The 23,110-nt window shown below is 63.4% G+C and carries 18 protein-coding genes and 1 tRNA gene; 8 read left to right on the forward strand and 11 right to left on the reverse strand.

Annotated elements, in window-relative coordinates:
* Positions 1–9: 9 nt before the first annotated feature.
* Positions 10–1,125 carry a beta-ketoacyl-ACP synthase III gene (locus RVAN_RS06580; RefSeq protein WP_013418974.1) on the reverse strand — a complete coding sequence of 372 codons (1,116 nt, stop codon included), beginning with the start codon at positions 1,123–1,125 and terminating at the stop codon, positions 10–12.
* A gap of 335 nt (positions 1,126–1,460) precedes the next feature.
* Here RVAN_RS06580 and RVAN_RS06585 point away from each other — a divergent pair, with 335 nt between their 5' ends.
* Positions 1,461–3,692 (forward strand): alpha,alpha-trehalose-phosphate synthase (UDP-forming), encoded by a 2,232-nt coding sequence (locus RVAN_RS06585; protein ID WP_041787313.1) that lies wholly within the window; start codon positions 1,461–1,463, stop codon positions 3,690–3,692.
* Positions 3,693–3,736: 44 nt separating this feature from the next.
* Here RVAN_RS06585 and RVAN_RS06590 read toward each other — a convergent pair.
* The 3 genes from RVAN_RS06590 to RVAN_RS06600 all read right to left on the reverse strand — a co-directional run bounded on the left by RVAN_RS06590 (position 3,737) and on the right by RVAN_RS06600 (position 6,014).
* A tRNA-Gly gene (locus RVAN_RS06590) sits at positions 3,737–3,810 on the reverse strand.
* A 128-nt stretch (positions 3,811–3,938) separates the two neighbouring features.
* Positions 3,939–4,976, reverse strand: a complete 1,038-nt coding sequence (locus RVAN_RS06595; protein WP_013418976.1) for a KpsF/GutQ family sugar-phosphate isomerase — start codon at positions 4,974–4,976, stop codon at positions 3,939–3,941.
* 111 nt (positions 4,977–5,087) lie between these two features.
* Complete coding sequence (locus RVAN_RS06600; RefSeq protein WP_013418977.1) at positions 5,088–6,014, reverse strand: UTP--glucose-1-phosphate uridylyltransferase; 927 nt, start codon at positions 6,012–6,014, stop codon at positions 5,088–5,090.
* A 152-nt stretch (positions 6,015–6,166) separates the two neighbouring features.
* On the opposite strand from RVAN_RS06600, the gene RVAN_RS06605 reads away from it, so the two are divergent.
* The 3 genes from RVAN_RS06605 (at position 6,167) to RVAN_RS06615 (ending at position 10,288) form a co-directional block, all read left to right on the forward strand.
* Positions 6,167–7,189: a lytic murein transglycosylase gene (locus tag RVAN_RS06605; protein WP_049779247.1), complete on the forward strand. Its 1,023-nt coding sequence runs from the start codon at positions 6,167–6,169 to the stop codon at positions 7,187–7,189.
* A 145-nt stretch (positions 7,190–7,334) separates the two neighbouring features.
* Positions 7,335–8,612: an SGNH/GDSL hydrolase family protein gene (locus RVAN_RS06610; protein WP_169309525.1), complete on the forward strand. Its 1,278-nt coding sequence runs from the start codon at positions 7,335–7,337 to the stop codon at positions 8,610–8,612.
* A 116-nt stretch (positions 8,613–8,728) separates the two neighbouring features.
* A complete protein-coding gene (locus RVAN_RS06615) occupies positions 8,729–10,288 on the forward strand; it encodes a GDSL-type esterase/lipase family protein (RefSeq protein WP_169309526.1) in 1,560 nt (519 codons plus the stop codon).
* Positions 10,289–10,611: 323 nt separating this feature from the next.
* Here the strand turns inward: RVAN_RS06615 and hflX are convergent, their stop codons facing one another.
* The 5 genes from hflX to RVAN_RS06640 all read right to left on the reverse strand — a co-directional run bounded on the left by hflX (position 10,612) and on the right by RVAN_RS06640 (position 17,392).
* Positions 10,612–12,000: a GTPase HflX gene (hflX, locus tag RVAN_RS06620; protein WP_013418982.1), complete on the reverse strand. Its 1,389-nt coding sequence runs from the start codon at positions 11,998–12,000 to the stop codon at positions 10,612–10,614.
* A gap of 6 nt (positions 12,001–12,006) precedes the next feature.
* Positions 12,007–12,255 carry an RNA chaperone Hfq gene (gene hfq, locus RVAN_RS06625; protein WP_013418983.1) on the reverse strand — a complete coding sequence of 83 codons (249 nt, stop codon included), beginning with the start codon at positions 12,253–12,255 and terminating at the stop codon, positions 12,007–12,009.
* 141 nt (positions 12,256–12,396) lie between these two features.
* The gene (locus RVAN_RS06630; protein ID WP_013418984.1) at positions 12,397–13,275 is read right to left on the reverse strand and encodes a D-amino-acid transaminase; all 879 of its coding nucleotides are present in this window, start codon (positions 13,273–13,275) and stop codon (positions 12,397–12,399) included.
* 441 nt (positions 13,276–13,716) lie between these two features.
* Complete coding sequence (locus RVAN_RS06635; protein ID WP_013418985.1) at positions 13,717–15,114, reverse strand: sigma-54-dependent transcriptional regulator; 1,398 nt, start codon at positions 15,112–15,114, stop codon at positions 13,717–13,719.
* A 19-nt stretch (positions 15,115–15,133) separates the two neighbouring features.
* Entirely contained in the window at positions 15,134–17,392 is a 2,259-nt protein-coding gene (locus tag RVAN_RS06640; RefSeq protein ID WP_049779248.1) for a sensor histidine kinase NtrY-like, read from the reverse strand.
* 326 nt (positions 17,393–17,718) lie between these two features.
* On the opposite strand from RVAN_RS06640, the gene lipA reads away from it, so the two are divergent.
* Both lipA and RVAN_RS06650 read left to right on the forward strand, forming a co-directional pair.
* Positions 17,719–18,729 carry a lipoyl synthase gene (lipA, locus tag RVAN_RS06645; protein WP_280642122.1) on the forward strand — a complete coding sequence of 337 codons (1,011 nt, stop codon included), beginning with the start codon at positions 17,719–17,721 and terminating at the stop codon, positions 18,727–18,729.
* A gap of 123 nt (positions 18,730–18,852) precedes the next feature.
* Positions 18,853–19,326 carry a type II toxin-antitoxin system RatA family toxin gene (locus RVAN_RS06650; protein WP_013418988.1) on the forward strand — a complete coding sequence of 158 codons (474 nt, stop codon included), beginning with the start codon at positions 18,853–18,855 and terminating at the stop codon, positions 19,324–19,326.
* A gap of 94 nt (positions 19,327–19,420) precedes the next feature.
* On the opposite strand, the gene RVAN_RS06655 is transcribed toward RVAN_RS06650, so the two are convergent.
* Together RVAN_RS06655 and RVAN_RS06660 are read right to left on the reverse strand one after the other, a co-directional pair.
* On the reverse strand, positions 19,421–19,957 hold the full coding sequence (locus tag RVAN_RS06655; protein ID WP_013418989.1) for a CinA family protein: 537 nt from the start codon (positions 19,955–19,957) through the stop codon (positions 19,421–19,423).
* A gap of 128 nt (positions 19,958–20,085) precedes the next feature.
* Positions 20,086–21,288 carry a bifunctional 2-C-methyl-D-erythritol 4-phosphate cytidylyltransferase/2-C-methyl-D-erythritol 2,4-cyclodiphosphate synthase gene (locus RVAN_RS06660; RefSeq protein ID WP_049779249.1) on the reverse strand — a complete coding sequence of 401 codons (1,203 nt, stop codon included), beginning with the start codon at positions 21,286–21,288 and terminating at the stop codon, positions 20,086–20,088.
* 216 nt (positions 21,289–21,504) lie between these two features.
* Here RVAN_RS06660 and RVAN_RS06665 point away from each other — a divergent pair, with 216 nt between their 5' ends.
* Positions 21,505–22,650: a two-component system sensor histidine kinase NtrB gene (locus RVAN_RS06665; protein WP_245258042.1), complete on the forward strand. Its 1,146-nt coding sequence runs from the start codon at positions 21,505–21,507 to the stop codon at positions 22,648–22,650.
* Positions 22,647–23,072 carry a response regulator gene (locus tag RVAN_RS21120; protein ID WP_425337398.1) on the forward strand — a complete coding sequence of 142 codons (426 nt, stop codon included), beginning with the start codon at positions 22,647–22,649 and terminating at the stop codon, positions 23,070–23,072. Before RVAN_RS06665 ends, RVAN_RS21120 begins: the two co-directional genes overlap by 4 nt.
* Positions 23,073–23,110: the final 38 nt, after the last annotated feature.

A 23,110-nucleotide genomic window follows, 5' to 3' on the forward strand; every position in this document is an offset into this window, starting at 1 on the left:
CGGCCAAGCTCACCGCTTGCGGACGAACACCGTTCCCGCCGAATAGCCCGCGCCGAAGCTGCAAATCAGCCCCGTATCATCGGGCGCGAGATCGTCCGAATGCTTGTGGAAGGCGATGATCGAGCCAGCCGACGATGTGTTCGCGTATTCGTCGAGGATGATGACGTTCTCGCCCGTCTGCGGCTCGCGGCCGAGCACGCGCTGGCCGATCAGGTGGTTCATGTTGATGTTCGCCTGATGCAGCCAAAGCCGCTTCAGCCGATGCGTATCGATGCCGATGTCGGCGGCGTGTTCGGCGATGAGCGCCGACACCATCGGCACCACTTCCTTGAACACCTTGCGCCCCTGCTGCACGAACAGCTTGTCCGTCAGGTCGCGCCCCTCGGGCCAGGCGCGGTTGAGGAAGCCCGAATTGTTGCGGATGTTGTTCGAGAATTGCGTCTTGAGCCGCGCGCCGAGGATATCCCAGCCGCTCGCCGCCTCGTCGCCGCGCTCCACAATGACGGCGGTGGCGACGTCGCCGAAGATGAAGTGGCTGTCGCGGTCCCGGAAATTCAGGTGCCCCGAGCAAATCTCCGGGTTCACGATCAGCACCGCGTCGGCCGTACCGGTCGCCACATAATCCGTCGCCGTCTTGATGCCGAAAGTGGCCGACGAGCACGCCACGTTCATGTCGAAGGCGAAACCGTGAAGCCCGAGCGCGGCCTGCACCTCGATCGCCATCGCCGGATAGGAGCGCTGCATGTTCGACGCCGCGCAGAGCACCGCGCCGATGCGTTCGCGCGGCTTGCCCCAGCGGGCGAGCGCCTCCTCGGCGGCCTTCACGGCCATTTCGGCGAGCAGCGAAAGCTCCTCGTTCGACCGCTCGGGAATGACCGGGCGCATCACTGCGGGATCGAGAATGCCCGACTTCTGCATCACATAGCGCGACTTGATGCCCGACGCCTTTTCGATGAACTCGGCCGACGACGGCTGAAGCGCCGCGACGCTCCCCTCAGCGATGGCGCCTGCGTTGTCCGCGTTGAACCGCTCGACATAGGCGTTGAACGCCTCGACCAGTTCGTCGTTCGAGATGCTTTCGGGGGGCGTGTAAAGGCCGGTCGCGGCGATGACGGCAGAGCGCAAAGGCGTGCTCCTGTGAGGGTTGGGGCGCCGTTGCGGCCCATGCCGCCCGTCGATCCCCGGCTGTCCAGTCTCCACCGTTACAGCGAGCAGGCCTCTGTCGTCCAGAGCGCCTTCCGATCTATGCCGCCGCGCGAAAGGTCGCGGTGGGGTGTCGTGCACCATCGCCAACGCTTGCCGCAAATCTGAATAAAAAAACAATATGGTTGCCAGCGGTAGCTCGAGCACCATAAAACCGGTGCATGCGATGGCCGACCTCCTTTCTTGCCAGCCTTCCGATCATCGGTGGGGATAGTTCTCTGTCCCGCTTTCCCGTGTGGCGCAATCCGACGGTACGGATGTTCGTGCGGTACGCCAGCGCGGCGCTGGTTGCCACCGTTCTCATTGTGCTCGCGCTCGCTCCCTATGCCAGCGCGCTCGTCGAGCAATGGTCGCGCAACGACGTGGAACTTCGCTCGCGTCTTGTCTTCAATTCAATTCGACACAGCTTCTCGGAACTGCTCGCGGCGAACGACAAGGCCGGCATCGAGGATCTGTTTGCACGCGTCGCGAACGACGACCGCGTGCTGGGCCTCGGCTTCTGCGTGGACCCGGGCGTGCTGCGTTTCCAGACCAAGCTCATGCCGTCTACCTTCTCCTGCAAAAAGGCTGCGAGATCGGAAACTGCCAGCTTTTCGTCGATCACCGACGATGGAACCCATCTGATTGCGGCCTCCTTTCCCATCGCGGTGAGGAACGCAAAAGGGCACCTCGTCATCCTGCACGACCTGAGCTTCGCAACGAAGCGCAGCGCTGAAGCCCGCACTTTCTTGACGGCCGCGCTGGTCGGGATCGTCCTTGTGAGCACGCTGCTTGCGGCCCTCGCCGTGCTTGCTGTCGTGCGACGCTGGCTGATTGGCCTGCGAGAGTCGCTCTCAAGTGCTGCCCAAGGCCAGAACATCGAAGAGATGACGAGCAGGCTCGGTCCGATCGGAGAGGAACTGCGCCTTGCGCTTCGCAAGATGGATCTCAATCGCGTCGCCTCGGTCGATACCGAGCGCACCGAATGGACTGCTGAAACGATTCGCGAGGTGATGAACGGCGAACTCGCCAACGCGCAGGTTATCGTCGTTTCCAACCGCGAGCCTTACATCCACAATCACGAAGCCGACGGCATCAAGCTTCAAATCCCCGCTTCGGGCCTCGTCTCGGCGCTTGAACCGGTGACGCGCGCTTGCGGCGGAACGTGGATCGCGCATGGCAGCGGCAGCGCCGATCAGGAGATGGCCGATTCCGAAGGTCGAATTCGCGTGCCGCCAGACAATCCGGGTTACACGCTTCGGCGCGTCTGGATCAGCGAGCACGAGCAGGAAGGTTACTATTACAGTCTCGCCAATGAAGGGCTTTGGCCGCTCTGCCATATCGCCTTCGTTCGCCCGACATTTCGCGCCGCCGACTGGGACACCTACCGCGCCATCAACGAGCGCTTCGCGAAGGCGGTCGTCGACGAAGCGACGACGGACTCACCCATCGTGCTCGTCCAGGACTATCATTTTGCGCTCCTGCCCCGGATGGTCAGGGCGCGGCTGCCGAAGGCAACGATCATCACCTTCTGGCATATCCCGTGGCCGAATTCGGAAACCTTCAGCATCTTTCCGTGGAAAGAAGAAATCGTTCAGGGGCTCCTTGGAAGTTCCATCGTCGGGTTCCACACGCAGTTTCACTGTAACAATTTCATCGAAACTGCGGACCGGTTCATTGAAAGCCGCATCGACCGCGAACACGCGTCGATTACGTTGTCCGGGCGGGAAACCTTCATCAGACCGTACCCCATTTCGATCGAGTGGCCTCCGGCTGCGCTCGGGGCGCAAAAGCCGGTGGCGGAATGCCGGTCGGCGGTCAGGGAGCGGCTCGGCATCCCGGCCGAGACTCATCTCGCCGTCGGTATCGAGCGTTTCGATTACACGAAAGGCATCCTCGACCGGATGTTGGCCATCGACGCCCTTCTGACCGCCCATCCCGAATGGAAGGGTCGCTTCGTCTTCGTACAGGCCGCCGCACCGACGCGGAGCAAGCTGCCCGCATATGCCGCGCTTCAGGCTGAGGCGCAGCGGCTTGCCGCGGAGATCAACGACCGCCACGGCATCAATGGTGTCGCCCCGGTGCACCTTGTCATTCGCCACCACGATCCTGCGGAGGTTTTCGAGCTTTTCCGCGCGGCGGACGTCTGCATCGTTTCAAGCCTGCATGACGGCATGAATCTTGTTGCCAAGGAATTCGTCGCGTCGCGTGACGACGAGCAGGGCGTGCTCGCGCTTTCGACCTTTGCCGGGGCTTCGCGCGAACTGTCGGAAGCGTTGATGGTCAATCCTTACGATCCGCACTCTATGGGAGTTGCCATCGAACGGGCGCTCACGATGCCCGCAGCAGAGCAGCGCGAGCGCATGCGCCTTATGCGCGATCTCATTCGGAACCGGAATGTTTATCGCTGGGCCGGACAGATGCTCCTCGACGCGAGTCGGCTGCGCAAGAAACAGCATGTCCTCGAAATTGCGGCTCTGCATCAGAATGGCGGCAAGCGCAGATCATAGCAGCTGCGGTCGCGCCGGCCAGCCGAGATGCAAAAAGGTGAAGTTGGAGCGGGTAGCGGGAATCGAACCCGCGCTAGAAGCTTGGGAAGCTCCTGTGATACCATTTCACCATACCCGCAGCGGGGAACCATAGCATTCGGCAACCCGTTGGCCGATATCCAGCCAGCGCACAGATTAGCATCGGCGGCGCGCTTTGCAACAGCTTCGGCGGCTTATCCCACCTCGCAGTGCTGAAAACGCGCCCCGTCAGGCGACGCCGACGCGTAACAGGTCGTGGATGTGCACGATGCCGACCGGCACGCCGTCGTCCACCACGAACAGCGCCGTAATCTTCTTCTCGTTCACGATCTGAAGCGCGGCGCTCGCAAGCATCGTCGGCGTGATCGTCTTCGGATTGCACGTCATGATGTCGGCGGCACGGCGCCCCAGGAGATCGCCCGCCATGTGACGGCGCAAATCGCCATCGGTGACGATGCCCGCGAGCCTCCCCTCCGCATCCACCACGCCGAGGCAGCCGAACGCCTTCTCGGTCATGGTGACGAGCGCGGCGCTCATCGGTGCGTCCGCGCCTGCAAGCGGCATGCGCTCGCCCTTGTGCATGATGTCGGCCACGTGCTTGAGGTTCGCGCCGAGCTGGCCGCCCGGATGAAACACCTTGAAATCTGAGGCCGTGAAGCCGCGTCCTTCGAGCAGCGCGATGGCGAGGCAATCGCCGAGCGCGAGTTGCGTCAGCGTCGAGGTGGTCGGCGCGAGGCCGTGCGGGCACGCCTCCTTCACGGGCGGAAGCTGAAGCACGACATCGGCCGCCTTGCCGAGCGCGCTTTCGCGCCGCGAGGTCAGCGCGATGAGTGGCACGCGGAAGCGGCGCGAATAGGTGAGGATGCTCGCCAGCTCCACCGTTTCGCCCGACCACGAAAGCGCGAGGACGGTGTCGGCCGCCGTTATCATGCCGAGATCGCCGTGGCTTGCCTCTGCGGGATGAACGAACTGCGCGGGCGTGCCGGTTGAAGCGAGCGTCGCCGCGATCTTCTGGCCGACATGGCCGCTTTTGCCCATGCCGGTGACGATCACGCGGCCACGGCAGGCGTGGATCAGCGCGACCGCACGCTCGAAATCGAGGGCCAGGCCGTTGGCGAGCGAGGCTCGAAGCGCGAGAAGCCCGTCGAGGCTGCATTCGAGTGTCCGACGCGCCACCGCGGCAGCGCTGCCCGGCTCGGGCAACGCCTCGCCCGCGCTAACGATTCTGTCCACGCCAATGCCGATCCGCGCCGCAGATTGCACCATCGCCGCCCCCTTTTGTCCTGTCGCCGTTTACCCTTTGTTAAGGAGCAAATGCGGTCGCATCAAGAAAAGCGGGCGGGCGTGTGTGAGGAAAAAGCCGTTGCAACCGGCTGATTATTCGGCGGCCTTTTTCACCTGCATCTCGGCGGCGAGCTTCTTCAGCTCCTCGCCAAATTTGGGGCCGAGGTCGGAGCGCGCCAGCGCGAACGCGACGTTCGCCGTGAGGAAGCCAAGCTTCGAGCCGCAATCGTAGCTCTTGCCCCGAAATTTGTAGGCGAAGAACAGTTGATCGCGCATGAGCGTGCGCATCGCGTCGGTCAGCTGGATCTCGTTGCCCGCGCCGCGCTCCTGATACTTCAGGATGTCGAAAATCTCGGGCTGGAGGATATAGCGACCCATGATGATGAGATTCGAGGGCGAGGTGCCCTTGGCCGGCTTTTCCACCATCGAATCGATACGCCACAAGCTGTCGCCCTCGACGCCAGCAAGTCCGACCACGCCGTAGGAACTCGTCTCCTCGGGCGCGACCTCTTCGACGGCGACGATGTTGATCTTCGCGTCGGGATATTTCTCGGTGAGATTGCCATAGACACGGATCATCTGGCCGAGGCAGCTCTCGCCATCGGGCAGCACGATCACGTCCGGCAGCAGCAGCGCGAACGGATCGCTGCCCACGATGTCGTGCGCGCACCACACCGCGTGACCGAGGCCGAGCGGCTCCTGCTGACGCGTGAAGCTCGTCGCACCCGGCTTCGGCAGATGCGTTTCGAGGTTGAGCAGCTCTTCCTGCTTGTTGCGCCGCCTAAGCACTTCTTCCAGCTCGAATTGCCGGTCGAAATGATCCTCGATGACGCCTTTATTGCGCCCAGTTACGAAGATGAAATGCTCGATGCCGCCAGTACGCGCCTCGTCGGCCACGTGCTGGATGATGGGGCGATCGACAACGGTCAGCATCTCTTTCGGCATCGCCTTGTTGGCGGGGAGAAAGCGCGTGCCGAGACCGGCGACGGGGAAAATGGCCTTGCGGATAGGCTTGCTCATGGGACTTCTCGGTGGGGTTTGAGCTTATCGACGAAGTTTCTCGGGCGCTTCAGCGGTGCAACCGTTCGCGAGTGATATAGCGAACGCCCGCCGAGATAGAAGCGTTAATTGCGGCTCCCGCGAGGCGCTTTGAGGGAGAATCGACGGTGCAAATGGTCGCCGCGCGTGTGGCCGCCGTGCTCATCGTGACGATGGCGCTCGCGACCTTCTCAAGCGTACGCGCCGGAGAGGCGCAGGACACCGCATTTGCCGCCCTGAAGTCGGAGCTTTGGCCGGTCGCCGAGCGCGAGGGCGTTTCACGCGAGACGTTCAATGCGGCGTTCGCGGGGCTGGAACCCGATCCCGAAGTTCTGCGGCTCGCCAACCGCCAGCCCGAGTTCACCCTCACCGCGACGCAATATCTCGATCGCATCATCACGCCTGCGCGCATCGCCGACGGCAAGGCCGCCTATCTCAAATACGAGGCGAAGCTCAAGGTGCTGGAGCGGCGCTACGGCGTGAGCCGCTTCGTCCTGGTCGCGATATGGGGCGCCGAATCGGATTTCGGCAACAAGCAGGGATCGTGGGCGGTCTTCCGCTCTCTCGCCACGCTCGCGGCATCCGGTCGTCGCGCGGATTTCTGGAAGACGCAGATCGTGGAGGCGCTCAAGATCGTTGAGAGCCAGCGCATCTCCCCCGACAAGCTGTCCGGCTCCTGGGCGGGCGCGATGGGCCACACGCAGTTCATTCCGTCCACATACAACAAATTCGGCGTCAGCTTCTCCGGCACGCCGCGCGGCGACATATGGGATAATCCGGCCGACGCGATGGCCTCGACGGCGAACTATCTCGCGCAGTCGGGCTGGCTGCGAGGGCGCACCTGGGGCTACGCGGTGCGGCTGCCAGACGGCTTCCAGACGACAGACGAGATGGAGGCCTCCGCGATGCCGCTTGAAAGCTGGCGAAAGCTCGGCCTGAAGCGCGAAACGGGGGGACGCTTCCCGAGGCCCGCCGAAACCGCGCGTCTTTTCCAGCCTGAAAAAACGAACCCGTTCACGGCCGAAAAATCGAACCTTTCCGCCTTTCTCACCATCGCGAACTTTGACGTCATTAAGACATACAACAATTCGGACCTGTATGCTCTCGCGGTTGGGCTGCTCGCCGACCGGCTTGCCGCCGAGCTTTCATGGCGATAGGCGGAAGGCTGAGCTTTCCGTGGCATTGGGTGGAAAAAAGTGTGCAGTCACAGAGCAGGCTTGATCCTGACACATTCCCGCATAAAAGAAGGCCATGGGCAATGGGGTGGAGTTCGGTCTTGGGCGCGTCCGCGAGGATTTTGAAATGACCTCGATTTCCCGCGCCCTGGCGGTCTTTCTCATGACAGCCGTCGTTGTTTTTGCCGCGCTGGCCGCAGGCGGCGGCACCCTTCTCGCGCAGACACCGAACCCCCTTTCGTCGAGCTACGTCACGCCGTTTCCGCAAACGGATCGCTATCAGGTCCGCGTCATCGGCGACTGGCTCGGATCGGGCCTTGCAAACGGCCTTCAGGACGCGTTCAAACAGGATGCGTCGGTGCAAATTCAGGATGCGTCGAAATCGAATTACGGCCTCGCTCGAACGGAGCAGATCAGCCTTTTCGGCGACATCGACAAGCTGACCTCATCCAATCCGCCCGTTAACATCGCGGTCGTCATGCTGGGCGTGAACGACGCCACGTCCATGAAAGCGCCAACCGCTACGGGGCGGCTTCAGGTCGGCACCGCCGAATGGAAGGACGCCTACGGACGGGAAGCCGAAAAGCTCATCCGCAAGCTGAAAGGCGCCAACATCGCGATTTACTGGCTCGGTCTGCCCGTCATGGCCAACAGCCAGAGAAACGACGCGGTCGCGGCCATGAACGACGCGGTGCGTCAGGCGGCCTATGTCAACGGCGCAAAATTCATCGATACGAGCGCAGGCTTCACCGATCAGTCCGGCGCCTACACGGCCTATGGCCCCGACCTCACCGGCCAGACGAAGCGGCTGCGCGAAGGCGACGGCGTGGGCTTCACGGCAGCGGGCAGCCGCAAACTCGCCAACTATGTGGAAATCGTGCTGAGGCGCGATCTCGCCCAGGCGAAGGCGCAGCGCAACATTCCGCTCGCGGGCGACGAGGAAGAACAGGCGCGTGTGGTGCCTGGGAACCGCTCGGCGAAGAGTGCTGGCGGTAAGTCGCGCTGGACGACGGAGATGGGCGCACGGTCCGACGGCGCGCCAGCTGCAGCGACTGAACCGGCAACGAAAGCCACGACCGATAAAGATAATGCGCCCGCCTCGACCGCAGCTTCCGCGACGGCGGCGGCCGCGACTGACGAACAGCGCCGCGAGCAGGCCGCCTTTGCCGGTCCGTCCGGCTTTCAGGGTGGCGAGTTGATCTTTGGCGATCTCGGCGACGGCATGACCGCAATAGCCGTCATATCGCCCGTCGGCGAATTTTCGATGCGGGAGGTCCAGCGGCAGACGCCCCTCGCCGACCGCCTTTATTTCAAAGTCCTGAGCCGTGGCGATGCCCTACCTCCGAAAGATGGGCGAGCCGATGATTTCACGTGGCGCGAGGATAGCGCCGCCTCCCAGCAATAATCCTTTTTCGTGCTTGTCGAATGTCGTCGAGTAAGTGTGCCGGAGTCTTCATGCAGGGAAGTCAACGACCTGATCGGCGCTTATGGCGGAAGCGGTTGCTTCCGGTATTGGGATTGGTGGCGCTTCCGTTCCTTGGCGGATGCCTGCCCGGCATGGGCTGGGGCGACGATTCCGACCGCGCGTCGCTCGCGGACGACCGTGAAGGCGCACCCGCGCTGAACCGTTCCTACAAGACCAATTTTCTTTCGTTCCAGTCTCCGTCGTCGGCAGGCTCCCAACCCGCGCCCACGCTCATGCCGGACAGCGGACCGTCGTTTTTCGCCTTCTCGACCTTCGAGGCACGGCGGCCCTCCCCGTCCGACGCCTCGCTCGCGCTTGCGCTCAACACCGCCGACGCCAACGAGCCGAACCCGGTCACCGCAGCCGAAGCCCTGCAGAACTTCTACGGCGCGCTCGCGCAGTTGAACGCTGGAAGACGGTCGGGCGCGGCAAAGATCGTGCATCTCGGCGGCGACGACATCGTGGACGACCGCTTCGCCGGTGCCCTGAGGGAGCATCTCACCAGCCGCTTCGGCAATGCGGGGCGGGGCCTCATGCTGCCGAGCCTCTATCCCGTGCGCGGGATGAAGATCGACCGACGCGGCGCGTGGTCGCTTGCCAGCGCGGCAGGGAATGCGCCCGGTCCGTTCGGCCTTTCCGGCGTGCGCGTGACGTCGTCCTCCTCCGACGCATGGCTGCGGTTCACCTCGGCTGAAACCTCGTTCGATTGGGTCGAGGCCTCGTTCATGACGGGGCCGCAACAGGGGACGGTCGCCATCAGCGTCGACGGCGAGACGAAGCTCGTTCCGACGCGTGCGCCCAACACGGCCCAAACCTCCATCCGTATCATGGCAAAGGCGCGCGAAATCACGATCCGCCCGCGCGGCGATGGCGCCGTGACGATGCTGTCGCTGACGACCGGCACGCAGACGCCCGGCATCGTTTACTCGAACGCGGGAGTTCCCGGCGCAACTGCGCTGACGCTCGCCAAATGGAACCGCGACTTCGCCGCGAACGACCTCAAGAAGCTCGATCCGGATCTCATCATTCTGAGTTTCGGAAAGAAAGAGGGCTTCGACGACGATCTCGACATGCGCGAATACGAAGCGCGCCTCAGGCTGACGGTCGATCAGATCAAGAGCGCCGTGCCGACCGCCTCGCTCCTCCTGATCGGGCCACCGGATGCGGCGCGGCTGCCCACCTTCGCTAGCTTCGGCGGCGCGCAGGTTTGCCGCGCACTCAATCCGCAGGAAACTGCTGGCTATTCGCGCCTGCTCGGTCGCGGCGACGAGCGGTTAGGGCGATGGCACGCGCCGCCACGCCTCGAAACCGTGCGCGCTGTAATCCGGCGAACAGCGGCTGCAAACGGGGCCTTCTACTGGGACTGGGCGAGATATATGGGCGGCCACTGTTCCATCCACGCATGGACGACCATGAACCCGCCGCTTGCCGCCCCCGACCATATGACCCTGACGGAAGCAGGGAATGCGCGTTCGGCGCGTGCGTTGTTCGCGGAATTGATGGCGGGCTTCGACGGTTATCAGCGCATGGCTTTGGCGAAAACCGCCATCGTGCCACAAGCCGCCGCCTTGATTACCGCCGCGCCTCCGAAGACGGCCGGCAAGAAGCGGCACTGACGGGGATGCGCGCCAGCGCTTTCCGCGATGCCGCCGCCGGTTCGCGTGAGGTCCATGTCGCAACGGAAGACGAGGGGTGAGGACGAGAGGCGCAAGCGCCTCCCGCGGTGCTGCGGGCTATCGTTCCCTTCGGTGGCGGCACTGCTCGGCATCTACCCCTTGCGCGACGCGCAGGCGCGCTGTCCGCCGATGATACCGGGATCGACCAGCGGCAGCCGTAGGAACAAACGCTGATGCGCAGTTGCAGAGAACGAGGGCTGTCCCTCCGACGCGCCGCACGACGCCTCTTGCGTTTCGTTTGCTCATGGGATGGCGGAAGACCTCTAGCTGCCCGGGCGAGCGATATGCAGGTCTAGGTCGTGCTCACGCTCCGGCGCGACGCGCACCTGAAACAGCTGGCTGCCATCCTCGCGGCCTTGCCGGTCGATAACCTCGGTGTTTTCGTAAAGCCAGTGGATGAACGCGCCATCGGCCTCGCCCACGACCACGTCGCGGGTGCGCAGATGCGCCTGAAGTCGGATGCGGATCGCCGCTGCAAGCTCGGGAACGCCCTCGCCTGTCTGCGCCGAGACGAGCCCGGCCGGATGCGCGGCGTTCTCGGCTCGCTTTCCGACTGCCGAACGCTCATCCTCCGAAAGAAGGTCGGACTTGTTCCATACCTCGATCACGCGGCTTGCTTGCGCGGCCGCATCAATGCCGATCTCGGCCAGCACGCGCTCGACCTCGATCTTCTGCGCCTCAGACGACGCGCTCGCGATGTCGCGCACATGCAGGATCAGATCGGCTTCGAGAATTTCTTCGAGGGTCGCATGGAACGCGACAATGAGCTGCGTCGGCAGGTCGGAGATGAAGCCCACAGTGTCGGACAGAATGAACGCGCCGCCATCCGCAAACTCCACGCGGCGAAGCGTCGGGTCGAGCGTCGCGAACAGCATGTCCTTCGCCAGAACGCCCGCGCCTGACAGCGCGTTGAACAGCGTCGACTTCCCCGCATTCGTATAGCCGACGAGCGACACGATCTGCTGATCCGTCTCCTTGCGCCGCTTGCGATGCAGCCGCCGCGTGCGTTCGGACACGGCGAGGTCGTTCTTGATGACGTCGATGCGTTCGCCGATGGCGCGCCGGTCCGCCTCGATCTGCGTTTCGCCGGGGCCGCCGAGAAAGCCGAAGCCGCCGCGCTGGCGCTCAAGGTGGGTCCACGACCGCACGAGGCGGCTCTTTTGGTAGGTGAGGCGCGCAAGCTCCACCTGAAGGCGGCCTTCCTTGGAGCGCGCGCGCTCGGCGAAGATTTCGAGGATGAGCCCGGTGCGGTCGAGCACCTTGGCGTTCCACGCCTTTTCGAGGTTGCGTTGCTGGATGGGCGTCAGCGGATGATCGACGATCGCCACGCTCACGCCTTCGGCTGCGATGATCGCGCCGATCTCCTCAACCTTGCCCGTGCCGAGCAGCGCCGCAGGCTTGATTTGCGCCAGCGGCACCGTGCCCGAAAAGGCAACATCGAGCCCGATGGCAATGGCGAGCCCCACGGCCTCTTCCAGCCTCTCTTCGCTCGAAAGCGCCAGAGCGAATGCGCCTTGCGGACCGCTCTGGCCCTTCAGCACCGGCACGATCACGATAGCGCGCGTCGCCCCGTCGTCATCGCCTGCCGTTGTTTCGCCGTCGTTGATGCCCGCGCGCTGCGCGGCTCGTTCACTGCGTTCGAGCGTTTTCAATGTCTGCTATCGATCCTGTACCTGATCTCCGTCCAAGAACGAAATGGGGCCGCCGGGCATGATTGTCGAGATGGCGTGCTTGTAGACAAGCTGCGAGTGACCGTCGCGGCGCAGGAGCACGCAGAAATTGTCGAACCACGTGACGATGCCTTGCAGCTTGACGCCGTTCACGAGGAAAATCGTAAGCGGGGTCTTGTTTTTCCGTACGTGATTGAGAAAAGCGTCCTGAAGGTTCTGTTGTTTCTCTGGAGGCATGACCTGTCCATTATTTTCTCGCGACACTGATGGCCGCTTGCCCAATACCCGCTATTTGCCCCTGTTAGCTCAGTTGGTTGCTGGCGCAACCCATCTCTGGCACCGCAACGCCGGCACCGCCACCTCCGATAGTCTGACGCTCTAAGTTAAAAGGTGGTGTGGCGTGGAGACTTCAGCCACTCCGTGGTAGGCCGCTCTCAAGCCGCTTGCGATCTCGCCCGGTTTCCCGTTTCCGATCGCGACCCCGTCGATTTTCACCACGGGCATCACAAGCCCGGATGCGGAGGTCTGGAAGGCTTCCCTAGCCGATTTGGCTTCCTCCACCGTGAAAGGCCGCTCTTCGTAGTGAAGACCACGCGCGCGGGCGGTTTCCATCGCAACCTCTCGCGTGATCCCTCGGAGGATACCAGACTCCGCAGAGCGCGTCACGAGCTTGCCATCGCCTGTTAAGATCCACGCGTTGCAGGATGCGCCTTCCGTGACGTAGCCCTTTTCGTCGACAAGCCAGGCCTCGTAGGCGCCCGCTTCGCGCGCCGCCTGCCTTGCGAGCGACTGCGCGAGAAGGCCGGTCGTCTTGATGTCGACGCGCTTCCAGCGGATGTCCGGCAGAGTGATCACCGCCACACCGACCGCCGCCTTCGCATCGCCCGCCTTGCGTGACAGCGAGCGCGCGAAGCACACTACGCCCGGTGCGTCGCCGGGGCTCGGAAAGGCGAAATCGCGCCGCGCCACACCGCGCGTGATCTGCAAATAAACGATGCCATTTCTGACGCGGTTGCGGCGAACGGTTTCGCGCAAAATGACACCCAGCGACCGCAGGCTCATCGGCTCGTCGATCCGCAGTTCCGAGAGCGACCGTTCGAGCCGCGCCATGTGGCGGCGCTCATCCACGAGATTGCCGTCGAGGATCTCGCACACTTCGTAAACGCCGTCCGCGAACTGAAACCCGCGATCTTCCACATGCACGCTCGCCTGCGCGTAGGGAACGTATTCGCCGTTTACATACACAACCCGCGTCATCGTCTGCCTTTCTTACGCGAAGGTGCGAGCCGCTTCTGTCGTCGATCGCAACTTCGCCACATGTCTGCTCGCGCCTGTCCCACCGGAACAGCGCGCACCTTTTCTCCGAAAGTGGCTCGCCGCGCAAGCCTGCTCGCAGGCAACGGGCATGCAACTTTACTGCCAACATGTATCGAGGGTGTGAAGGGACAAAAGACAGCCATCGTTCGACGGCTCCGAAGCTTCCGCCTCGCCTTCAGAGCGCTCCAGCTTTTGATGGAATCAAAAGCGCGCTCCTGTCCACTTTTACGGATCATGCCCTCATGCAGTGAATTTTACATTCGATCCGCATCCGCTGCTGGCACTTTCATCAAAATTCAAAACTGCTCTGCAATCAATTGGTTGCTGGTGCTCTCAAAGCGCATGCGTTTGCTATGTGGACCAGAAATATACGCCAGAGCACTAGTGACGGACCTCGCCGCCCCTTTCGTTGGAATTGACGCCAAGCGCGCGCAGCTTCCTGTGCAGCGCCGAGCGTTCCATGCCGACGAATTCCGCGGTGCGCGAGATGTTGCCGCCGAAGCGGTTGATCTGCGCCATGAGATATTCGCGTTCGAAGATTTCGCGTGCGTCGCGCAGCGGCAGCGACATGAGATGTTCACCGCCGGAGCCGTTCGACGATAAAGGGACGTTCGCGCCGATGTCGTCGGGCAGCATGTCGGCGGTGATGACCGCGTCCGGCTCGCCGGTAGACATGATCATGACACGTTCGACAATGTTGCGAAGCTGACGCACGTTCCCCTGCCATTCGTGGCTTTGCAGCACGGCCATGGCGTCGTCGCCGATGACGCGCGGCGGAAGGCCCGACGACGCCGCGATCTGCTTCACGAAGTGCTCCACGAGTTCCGGGATGTCTTCGCGCCGCTCGACAAGGGCCGAAACCCTCAGCGGCACCACGTTGAGGCGGTGGAAAAGATCCTGCCGGAAGCGCCCGGCCGCCATTTCGCGCTCAAGGTCGCGGCTGGTGGACGACACGAGGCGCACGTCGACCGACACTTTCGGGCCGCCGCCGATGCGCTGGAATTTCTGCTCCACGAGCACGCGCAGGAGCTTGCCCTGAGTCTCGACCGGCATGTCGGCCACTTCATCGATATAGAGCGTACCGTTATGCGCCTCTTCGAGCGCGCCGACCTTGCGCACCGTCGACCCGGTTTCCTCGACGCCGAAGAACTCAGTCTCCACGCGGTCGGCGGCCATGGACGCGGCATTCACGGCGACGAAGGGGCCGTTCGCGCGGCTCGAACTGGCGTGCAGATAGCGCGCGGCTAGCTCCTTGCCGGAGCCCTGCGGCCCCGTAATCATCACGCGGCTGTTCGTCGGCGCGACCTTCTGAATAGCCTGCCGCAGATGGTTCATCGCCGCGGATTTGCCGATCAGGTCGGAGCTGTAATAGCTCCTTTCCTTCAACTCGCGATTTTCGCGGCGGAGCTTGGACGCTTCGAGCGCGCGGGCCGTGACGAGCACGAGGCGATCCGCCTTGAACGGCTTCTCGATATATTCGTAAGCGCCGCGCTTGATGGCGGTGACGGCCGTTTCGATATTACCATGGCCGGATATGATGACCACCGGCAGCTCGGGATGGTTCTTCTTCACCCGGGCGAGCACTTCGAGCCCGTCGAGCTTCGACCCTTGCAGCCAGATGTCGAGGATGACGAGCGAGGGGCGGCGTTCCTCAATGGAGCGCAACGCTTCGTCGCTGTCCTTGGCGAGCCTCGTCTTGTGGCCCTCGTCTTCGAGGATGCCCGACACGAGTTCCCGGATATCGGCTTCGTCGTCGACGATCAGAATGTCTGACGCCATGGCTTGCTCCCTCTTCCCCTCAGCTTTGCAAATGGCTGTCGGCGAGCATCAGCTCCGCCTGGCCGTTCGTTCTCGCTTCGTCTTTTTCAGTTCGTTCCGCGCCGTGCGACACGGGGATCGTCATGCTGATCCGCGCGCCGTGGTCGCAGTTTTCAGTGACCGGAGCGTCGGCGAGTTCGAGCACCCCGCCGTGCTGCTCCGTAATTCTCTGCACGATGGCCAGACCGAGGCCCGTGCCCTTCTGCCGCGTCGTCACGTAGGGCTCGACAAGCCTGTGGCGGTTCTCCTTCGGCAGCCCCACACCTGTATCCACGACCTCGATGTCAAAGCGATGATCGATGAGCCTGAGCTTCGTCATCACGCGCCCTTTCCCGCTCTCGGGATTCGAAGCGCGGTACGCATCCACGGCCTCGCTCGCGTTCTTCACAAGATTGGTGACGGCCTGCGTGAGAAGCCGCCTGTCGCACAGCGCGATGAGCTTCTCCTTCGGCATGTCGAGCTTGTATTCGATGTCGGAGCGGCTCATCTGGAACAGAATCACCGCCTCTCGCACGACTTCGCGAATATCCTGCTCCTCGAAGACTGCCTGAGGCATGCGTGCGAACGACGAGAACTCATCCACCATGCGACCAATGTCACCCACGTGGCGGATGATGGTTTCCGTGCACTTCTCGAAAATTTCGCGATCATGCGTTATCGACGCGCCGTATTTGCGGCGGATGCGCTCGGCGGAAAGCTGGATCGGCGTCAGCGGATTCTTGATCTCGTGCGCGATGCGGCGCGCGACGTCGGCCCATGCGGAGGTTCGTTGCGCGACGGTCAGTTCGGTCACGTCGTCGAAGGTGAGGACGACGCCGAAATCGGCCTGATCGTCCTTCTCGCGCGTGACCTGGACGGCAAAATTCCGTTCGCCCGTCTCGCGCACGATGGTGATCTGGCCATGCACCGGCTTCGTCCGCGACTGGCGGCGGCCCTTCTCGATGACCTCGCCGAACTCCGGCACGGCCTCCACCAGCGGCTTGCCGATGACGCCATCATCGTCGGGAAGGCCCAGAAGTTCGAGGCCGGAGCGGTTGATGAGTTTGATGCAGCCCGCCGGATCGACGCCGATCACACCGGCTGTCACGCCCGAAAGCACCGCCTCAATGAAGCGGCGGCGCTCGTCGAGTTCGGAATTGGCGCTCATGATGTCGTCGCGCTGCGTCTTCAGGTCGACCGTCATCTGCTTGAACGTCTGGCCGAGGCGGCCGATGTCGTCGCGCGCGAACCCGTCATCGAACTGGACGTTCAGATTGCCCTGACTCACTTCCTGCGCCGCGCCGATGAGCTTCCTGATCGGCATGACGAGGCGGTTCGCGAAGACGAGGCCCGTCCAGATCGCCGACGCGAGCAACGTCAGCGCGAGGAGCACATACATCAGCGCGAACACGAACTGATATTGGGCGCGCGAATATTCGAGCTGCTGGAACTGGATGATGTTTTGCTGCGTGCGCTGGAGAAGGCGGAACACGTTCGGGTTCACCGGGCGCAGGGCATAGATGAACGCGTCTTCGAAGCCGTTCAGCTTCTTGATCGCGGCGACACCGTTAGCCAGATCCCACGAAAGTGGCACGATGCGCCCCTCCGCTGCCCGCGCGATGTCGGCGGGCGGCGGGGCCTTGTAGCGCGGGCCATCGGTCGACGACGCCGCGAGCAATTTCCCGCGCGAGTCGATGATGAAGGCCGCCGGCAGCGCGCGAAGGGACACAGCGGACGAGAAAAGGCGTTCGAACGCCGCCTTGTTCTCCGTGAAAAGCGCTGCCCCGATTTCGACCTCGCGCGCCACGTCCACGAGGTCGGAGCGGATCACCTGCCCGCTTTCCTGCAGATAGGACTGCGCGACCTCGACCGTGTTGTTGACGATGCTCTTGACGCGCGTGGAGAAGAAAGTGTCGAAGGTGCGGTCGATGGAGACGGTGGCGAAGACCGCGAGCAGCACCGCCGGAAACAGCGCCACGAAGCTGAACACCGCAGCGATGCGGAAGTGAAGCCCCGCGCCCGCCTCCCGTTTTCGCGCCTTCAGAAGCTGGACGACCTGGAAGCCGATGATGCCGATGATGATGGCGACGAACGAGGCGTTGATGCCGAGCGTCGACAAGACGACATTGTTCGTCGGGAAGATCGAGGTGAGGCCGTTGAGGATGAGGAACGTCGCGACGGAGGACGTAATGGCCGCGATCACGACGCCGAGCGAGAGCCAGAAGCGCAGTGCCTTGCCGAAAAGTCGTGCGTTTGCCACGCTTGCGAGTACCGCCCGCACCCGCGAAAACCCTGCATTCAAATGCGTCGGAATGCCTGCCGCCACGTGGTTTTGCCGCCCCTGTTGCTGTCTCGCATCGGTGCAGCCTGAGTTTGGGGAAATTGTGGCATATGCATCACATTTTAATGTGACCTGGTGTGGCCTGTGGGTTTCTACACCGATGGGTGGACTGCGGCGCACAACCCGCCCTGGTCGACGATGGTGGCTCGAATGGCAACAGACGACAACATGAATCGCGTCCGCGCGAAACGAAGCAGACAAGCGGGCGATTTCGTTGCAAACGCCGCTCCATCCCTTATCTTCGCGTGAGGAACAAGGGCGCAACCATGGCAACACTCCTGGACAACCGCGACGGCAAGCAGTCAGGCGCCCCGCGCCACCCGGAAAAGGCGCATCGGCCTGACACGCCCGTGCTTCGCAAGCCCGCATGGATCCGCGTGAAGGCGCCCGCTTCGGCGGGCTATGCGGGCACGGCGTCCATCGTTCGCGGCAACCGCCTCCACACGGTCTGCGAGGAAGCGGGCTGCCCCAACATCGGCGAGTGCTGGGAGAAGAAGCACGCCACCATGATGATCATGGGCGACACCTGCACGCGCGCCTGCGCCTTCTGCAACGTCAAGACCGGCATTCCCGGCGCGCTCGACGCAGCGGAACCGGAGAATGTGGCGCGCGCGGTGGCGACCCTCGGCCTCAATCATGTGGTCGTGACCTCGGTCGACCGCGACGACCTCGAAGATGGCGGCGCGGCCCATTTCGCCGCCACGATTCGCGCCATCCGAGCAGCGGCGCCCGCCACCACCATCGAAGTTCTGACGCCCGATTTCCTGAAGAAGGGCGCGCGCCCGCTCGAAACCGTCATTGCGGCGAAGCCCGACGTCTTCAACCACAATCTCGAAACCGTGCCCGGCCTCTACCTCACCATCAGGCCCGGCGCGCGTTATTTTCACTCGCTGCGGCTGCTCCAGCGCGCGAAGGAACTCGACCCGACCGTATTCACGAAGTCCGGCATCATGGTCGGCCTCGGCGAAAAGCGGAACGAGGTGCTTCAACTGATGGACGATTTGCGTTCGGCGGACGTGGACTTCCTCACCATCGGCCAATATCTCCAGCCGACGCGCAAGCATGCCGCCGTCGACCGCTTCGTGGAGCCCGCCGAGTTCGACAGCTACAAGGCACACGCCTACGCGAAGGGCTTCCTCATGGTGGCTTCGTCGCCGCTCACGCGCTCGTCCTACCTCGCGGGCGACGACTTCGCGAAGCTGAAAGCGGCGCGGCTTGCCAAAGCCGCCGACAACGCCTTACACAACGCCTCGTGAAGCACGTGCCGGCATGCGGCGAAATACCCTCTCGCCACGGCGGCGCGCGCGCCCCATCCAATGCCATGATGATTGCAGGCCGCATGGAACGCCTTCGGCCCCTCACTCAAGCCTGAGCCGCTGATGCCCCATTTCGAAACGACCCATCGCGTCCATCACACTGCGGAAAATATGTTCGCCCTCGTCGCGGACGTGGAGAGCTATCCCAAATTCCTGCCGCTATGCTCGGCGCTGCACATCGAGAAGCGCATCCCGGACGAAGACGGCGAGACGCTCATCGCGCGCATGACCGCGTCGTACAAGCTGTTCAGCGAGAGCTTCACCACAAGGGTGCGGCTCAAGCCCGAGAACCGCGTGATCATGGTCGATTACCTCGACGGGCCGTTCCGCAAGCTGGAAAACCGCTGGACATTCGTTCCGGGGCCGGATGGCACCTGCCGCATCCTCTTCTATCTCGACTACGAATTCCGCTCGCTGCCGTTGCAGATGCTGATGGGATCGGTGTTCGACAAGGCGTTCCGCAAGTTCTCGGCCGCGTTCGAGGACCGCGCCGACGCGATTTACGGTCGCCATCCGGGCGTCGCCGCCGCTAGCTGACGAAAACGCGTCCTGCACGGTTAAGCCGAGTTTCTCGCACTTTCGGTAGCACATCGACCACCTTCGAATGCGGTGAGTGTTCTTGCGTGGCGGCTTAAGGAGCTTGGGTTTGATCTGCCGGGCTGGCCAGCGCCTCCAGGATGAGCCCTAGCGCCGTCTCGACCGAGCGTGCCCGAACCTCAGCACGGCCGATATCGCCGAAGCGTTCATCGCGATGGAGCAGGCGAACGCCGTTGCCCGTCGTCCGCGCCGCCGCGAAATGCACCAGCCCCACGGGCTTCTCGGCGCTGCCGCCGTCCGGCCCCGCGACCCCGGTGATTGAAACCGCAATCCCTGCATGCGATCGGGCGAGCGCGCCTTTCGCCATGGCGAACGCGACCTCCTTCGACACCGCACCGTGCGCCGCGATCAGCGCGGGATCGACGCCGAGCATGTCGGCCTTAGCCTCGTTCGAATAGGTGACGAAGCCCCGGTCGAACGCGCTCGACGAGCCGGGCACCGCGGTCAGCGCGGCAGCAACAAGCCCGCCCGTGCATGATTCCGCCGTCGCGATGAAGAGCTGGTTCTCGCGCGCCTTCGCCAGCGCGTCTGCGGCCAATGCATAGGCCCGGCCGCTGAGTTCTTCCGCCATTCCCTGAGCCTCCGCTGCGGCGCACCAAGGTGTGCGGCGCCGCTTTATGCCAGAATATGGGGCACGCCCTGCGGTTCGTCAGCCTGGCCCACAGCGATCAAGCGCCGGGCGCTGGACGCGACCCCGCCTCAGCGCGCGGCGAACACCACGGTAGCGGACGCCAGCGCGGCGATGCCCTCGCGGCGGCCGGTGAAGCCGAGTTGCTCGCTCGTCGTCGCCTTGACGCTGACGCGCTCGATCTCAATGCCAAGGATTTCGGCCATCCGCGCGCGCATGGCGTCGCGATGCGGGCCGACCTTGGGGCGCTCGCAGATGAGCGTCACGTCGGCGTTGGTGATGCGTCCGCCCTTCTCCGCCACCAGGGCTACGGCGTGTTTCAGAAACACGGTCGAATCCATCGCGCGCCATTGCGGATCGGACGGCGGGAAATGATCGCCGATGTCGCCCGCGCCGATGGTGCCGTAAAGCGCGTCGGTGAGCGCGTGCAGCCCCGCGTCGCCATCCGAATGCGCCTTCAGTCCCTTGTCGTGCGGGATCTTGACGCCGCAAAGTGTGACGTGATCGCCATCCTCGAAAGCATGCACGTCGAAGCCCGAGCCGACGCGCACATCCGGCAGCGCCACTCCGCCGCTCGCGATCATATCCGCCATGACCAAATCCTCCGCAGTCGTGATCTTCATGTTTTCAGATGTGTTCGAGACGAGCGCCACGGAGAGGCCATGCCACTCCGCAATCGAGGCGTCGTCGGTGAAATCGGTGCGCTCGCCCGCCGCGCGATGAGCCGCCACGATCTTGTCGTAGATGAAGGTCTGCGGCGTCTGCGCGCGCCAGAGCCCTGCCCTGTCCACGGTGCCCGCGCTCCGGCCATCCTCGCCGCGCTTCAGCGTGTCGGTGACGGGTGCCGCCGCGATCGAACCATCGCTCGCATCGAGTGCCGCGATGGTGTCCGAGATGCAGGCCGCCGAAATGAAGGGCCGCGCGGCGTCGTGGATCAAAACCGCATGCGGTGTGTGCGCTTCGAGCGCATCGAGCCCCGCCTTAACGGAAAGTTGCCGCGTCGCGCCGCCGGGGACGGGTGGAAGCAGCTTGCTCGAGTCGAGCCCCGCCACCGCTTCCGCATAAAGCGCCTCGTCGCCCGCGCGCATCACCACGACAACGGCGGCGATTTCCGAATGGAAAAGAAAGGCTTCAAGCGTCCGCCGCAGGATCGGCTTGCCGCCCGCCAAGCAATATTGCTTCGGCCGCCCCTGTTTCTGCCCCGCACGGACACCGCTTCCCGCAGCCACGATCAGCGCCGCATTGACCGGCAAATGTTGGTCTTCTTCTTGCATGTTTGAACGAACCAAAAAGGAGGGAACGCGCCGAAACCTTATAAGCTGCCTCTAAAACCGCCAAGAGCTTTCGCGAGCCTTGAGATTTGCCTGCTGACACGGGGGCCGAATTTGCTACAATGCCTAGAACTTAGTCGATCTGCATTTCTGCCCAGCATTTGGGCAGGGCATGATGCAGCCTCGGCTAGCCTGCCACATTCATTGGACACGGCTAAATTGCTGAAATCTATGGCTCCCCGCGACAAGACGAAGAAGGCGTCCGACGCTGCCAAACCGCTCGATTTCAAGGCGCTGGTGCAGGGTCTGCCCCATGTGGTCGTCGTTGTCGATGCCACAAATCGCATCGTGTTCGCAAATTTCGCCGCCGAGAATTTCTTCGGCCTTGGCGAAGCGCTGCTGAAAAAGCGCGCATTGCCTGCGCTCGTGGCATTCGCCAACCCCTTGACTGCGCTCGCCGATCAGGTGCGCCACACGCGCGGCGCGGTGAACGAATATGAACTCGACCTGGCGATGCCGGACCGGCCAGCGCGCTCGGTGGACGTGTTCGCTTCGATTCTGAACGAACGCGAAGATTACGTGCTCCTGATGCTCCAGCAGCGCAACATGGCCGCGATGATCGAACGGCAGCTGACCCATCGCGGCGCCGCGCGTTCCGTGTCCGCCATGGCCGCCGTTCTCGCCCACGAGATCAAGAACCCGCTCTCCGGCATTCGCGGCGCGGCGCAGCTCCTCGAAGCGGGCGCGTCCGAGGAGGACCAGCCGCTCGCCCAGCTCATCACCGAGGAAACCGACCGCATCCGCGATCTCGTCGACCGCATGGAGGTGTTCGGCGACGAGCGCCCGGTGAGCAAGGACGCCGTCAACATTCATTCAGTGCTCGACCATGTGAAGCGCATCGCGCGTGCGGGCTTCGCGCGGCATATCACCATTCAGCAGAGTTTCGATCCGAGCCTGCCGTCCGTGCCCGGCAACCGCGACAAGCTCATTCAGGCGCTGCTCAACCTTGTGAAGAACAGCGCGGAAGCCATCGGCGACAAGAACGACGGCGTCATCACGTTGTCGACTGCCTTCCGTCCGGGGCTTTCGCTGCGTCTGCCAAATTCCGATTCGAGCGTGAAACTGCCGCTTGAAATCGGTGTGTCGGACAATGGCTCGGGCGTACCGGAAGACGTGAAGCCGCACCTGTTCGAGCCTTTCGTGACGACGAAGGCGAAGGGCGCGGGATTGGGCCTTGCACTCGTGGCGAAAATCGTCGGCGACCATGGCGGAGTGATCGAATGCGAATCGAGAAGCCGGCTGACAACCTTCCGTATGCTTCTTCCGATGTATCAGCCATCCGCGCGAAAGACCGGAGCGATATGATGGGCCGCGGAAACGTACTCATTGCGGACGACGACGCCGCCATCCGCACCGTCGTCAATCAAGCGCTCGCCCGCGCGGGCTACAGCGCGCGCGCGACGAGCAACGCCGCCACGCTGTGGAACTGGATCGCGCAGGGCGACGGCGACGTGGTCATTACCGACGTCATCATGCCGGACGAGAACGCGTTCGATCTCATTCCGCGCATCAAGAAAATCCGCCCGGAACTGCCGATCATCGTGATGAGCGCGCAAAACACGTTCATGACCGCCATCACGGCGGCCGAGCGCGGCGCCTATGAATATCTGCCGAAGCCGTTCGACCTGAAGGAGCTCGTCGCCGTTGTGGGCCGCGCGCTTCGCGAGCCGAAGGTGGCGAAGTCGTCCATGCAGGCCCCGACGCCGAGAGCGAAAATTTGCCGCTGATCGGCCGCTCGCCTTCGATGCAGGACGTCTATCGCGTC

The organism is Rhodomicrobium vannielii ATCC 17100 (assembly GCF_000166055.1).
Lineage (GTDB): Bacteria > Pseudomonadota > Alphaproteobacteria > Rhizobiales > Rhodomicrobiaceae > Rhodomicrobium > Rhodomicrobium vannielii.

Coding starts and splice junctions, on each gene's coding strand:
- RVAN_RS06585 (WP_041787313.1), top strand. CDS start 1,461: ATGTTCGTGCGGTACGCCAGCGCGGCGCTGGTTGCCACCGTTCTCATT.
- RVAN_RS06595 (WP_013418976.1), bottom strand. CDS start 4,976: ATGGTGCAATCTGCGGCGCGGATCGGCATTGGCGTGGACAGAATCGTT.
- RVAN_RS06600 (WP_013418977.1), bottom strand. CDS start 6,014: ATGAGCAAGCCTATCCGCAAGGCCATTTTCCCCGTCGCCGGTCTCGGC.
- RVAN_RS06605 (WP_049779247.1), top strand. CDS start 6,167: ATGGTCGCCGCGCGTGTGGCCGCCGTGCTCATCGTGACGATGGCGCTC.
- RVAN_RS06610 (WP_169309525.1), top strand. CDS start 7,335: ATGACCTCGATTTCCCGCGCCCTGGCGGTCTTTCTCATGACAGCCGTC.
- hfq (WP_013418983.1), bottom strand. CDS start 12,255: ATGCCTCCAGAGAAACAACAGAACCTTCAGGACGCTTTTCTCAATCAC.
- RVAN_RS06630 (WP_013418984.1), bottom strand. CDS start 13,275: ATGACGCGGGTTGTGTATGTAAACGGCGAATACGTTCCCTACGCGCAG.
- RVAN_RS06635 (WP_013418985.1), bottom strand. CDS start 15,114: ATGGCGTCAGACATTCTGATCGTCGACGACGAAGCCGATATCCGGGAA.
- RVAN_RS06650 (WP_013418988.1), top strand. CDS start 18,853: ATGCCCCATTTCGAAACGACCCATCGCGTCCATCACACTGCGGAAAAT.
- RVAN_RS06655 (WP_013418989.1), bottom strand. CDS start 19,957: ATGGCGGAAGAACTCAGCGGCCGGGCCTATGCATTGGCCGCAGACGCG.
- RVAN_RS06660 (WP_049779249.1), bottom strand. CDS start 21,288: ATGCAAGAAGAAGACCAACATTTGCCGGTCAATGCGGCGCTGATCGTG.
- RVAN_RS21120 (WP_425337398.1), top strand. CDS start 22,647: ATGATGGGCCGCGGAAACGTACTCATTGCGGACGACGACGCCGCCATC.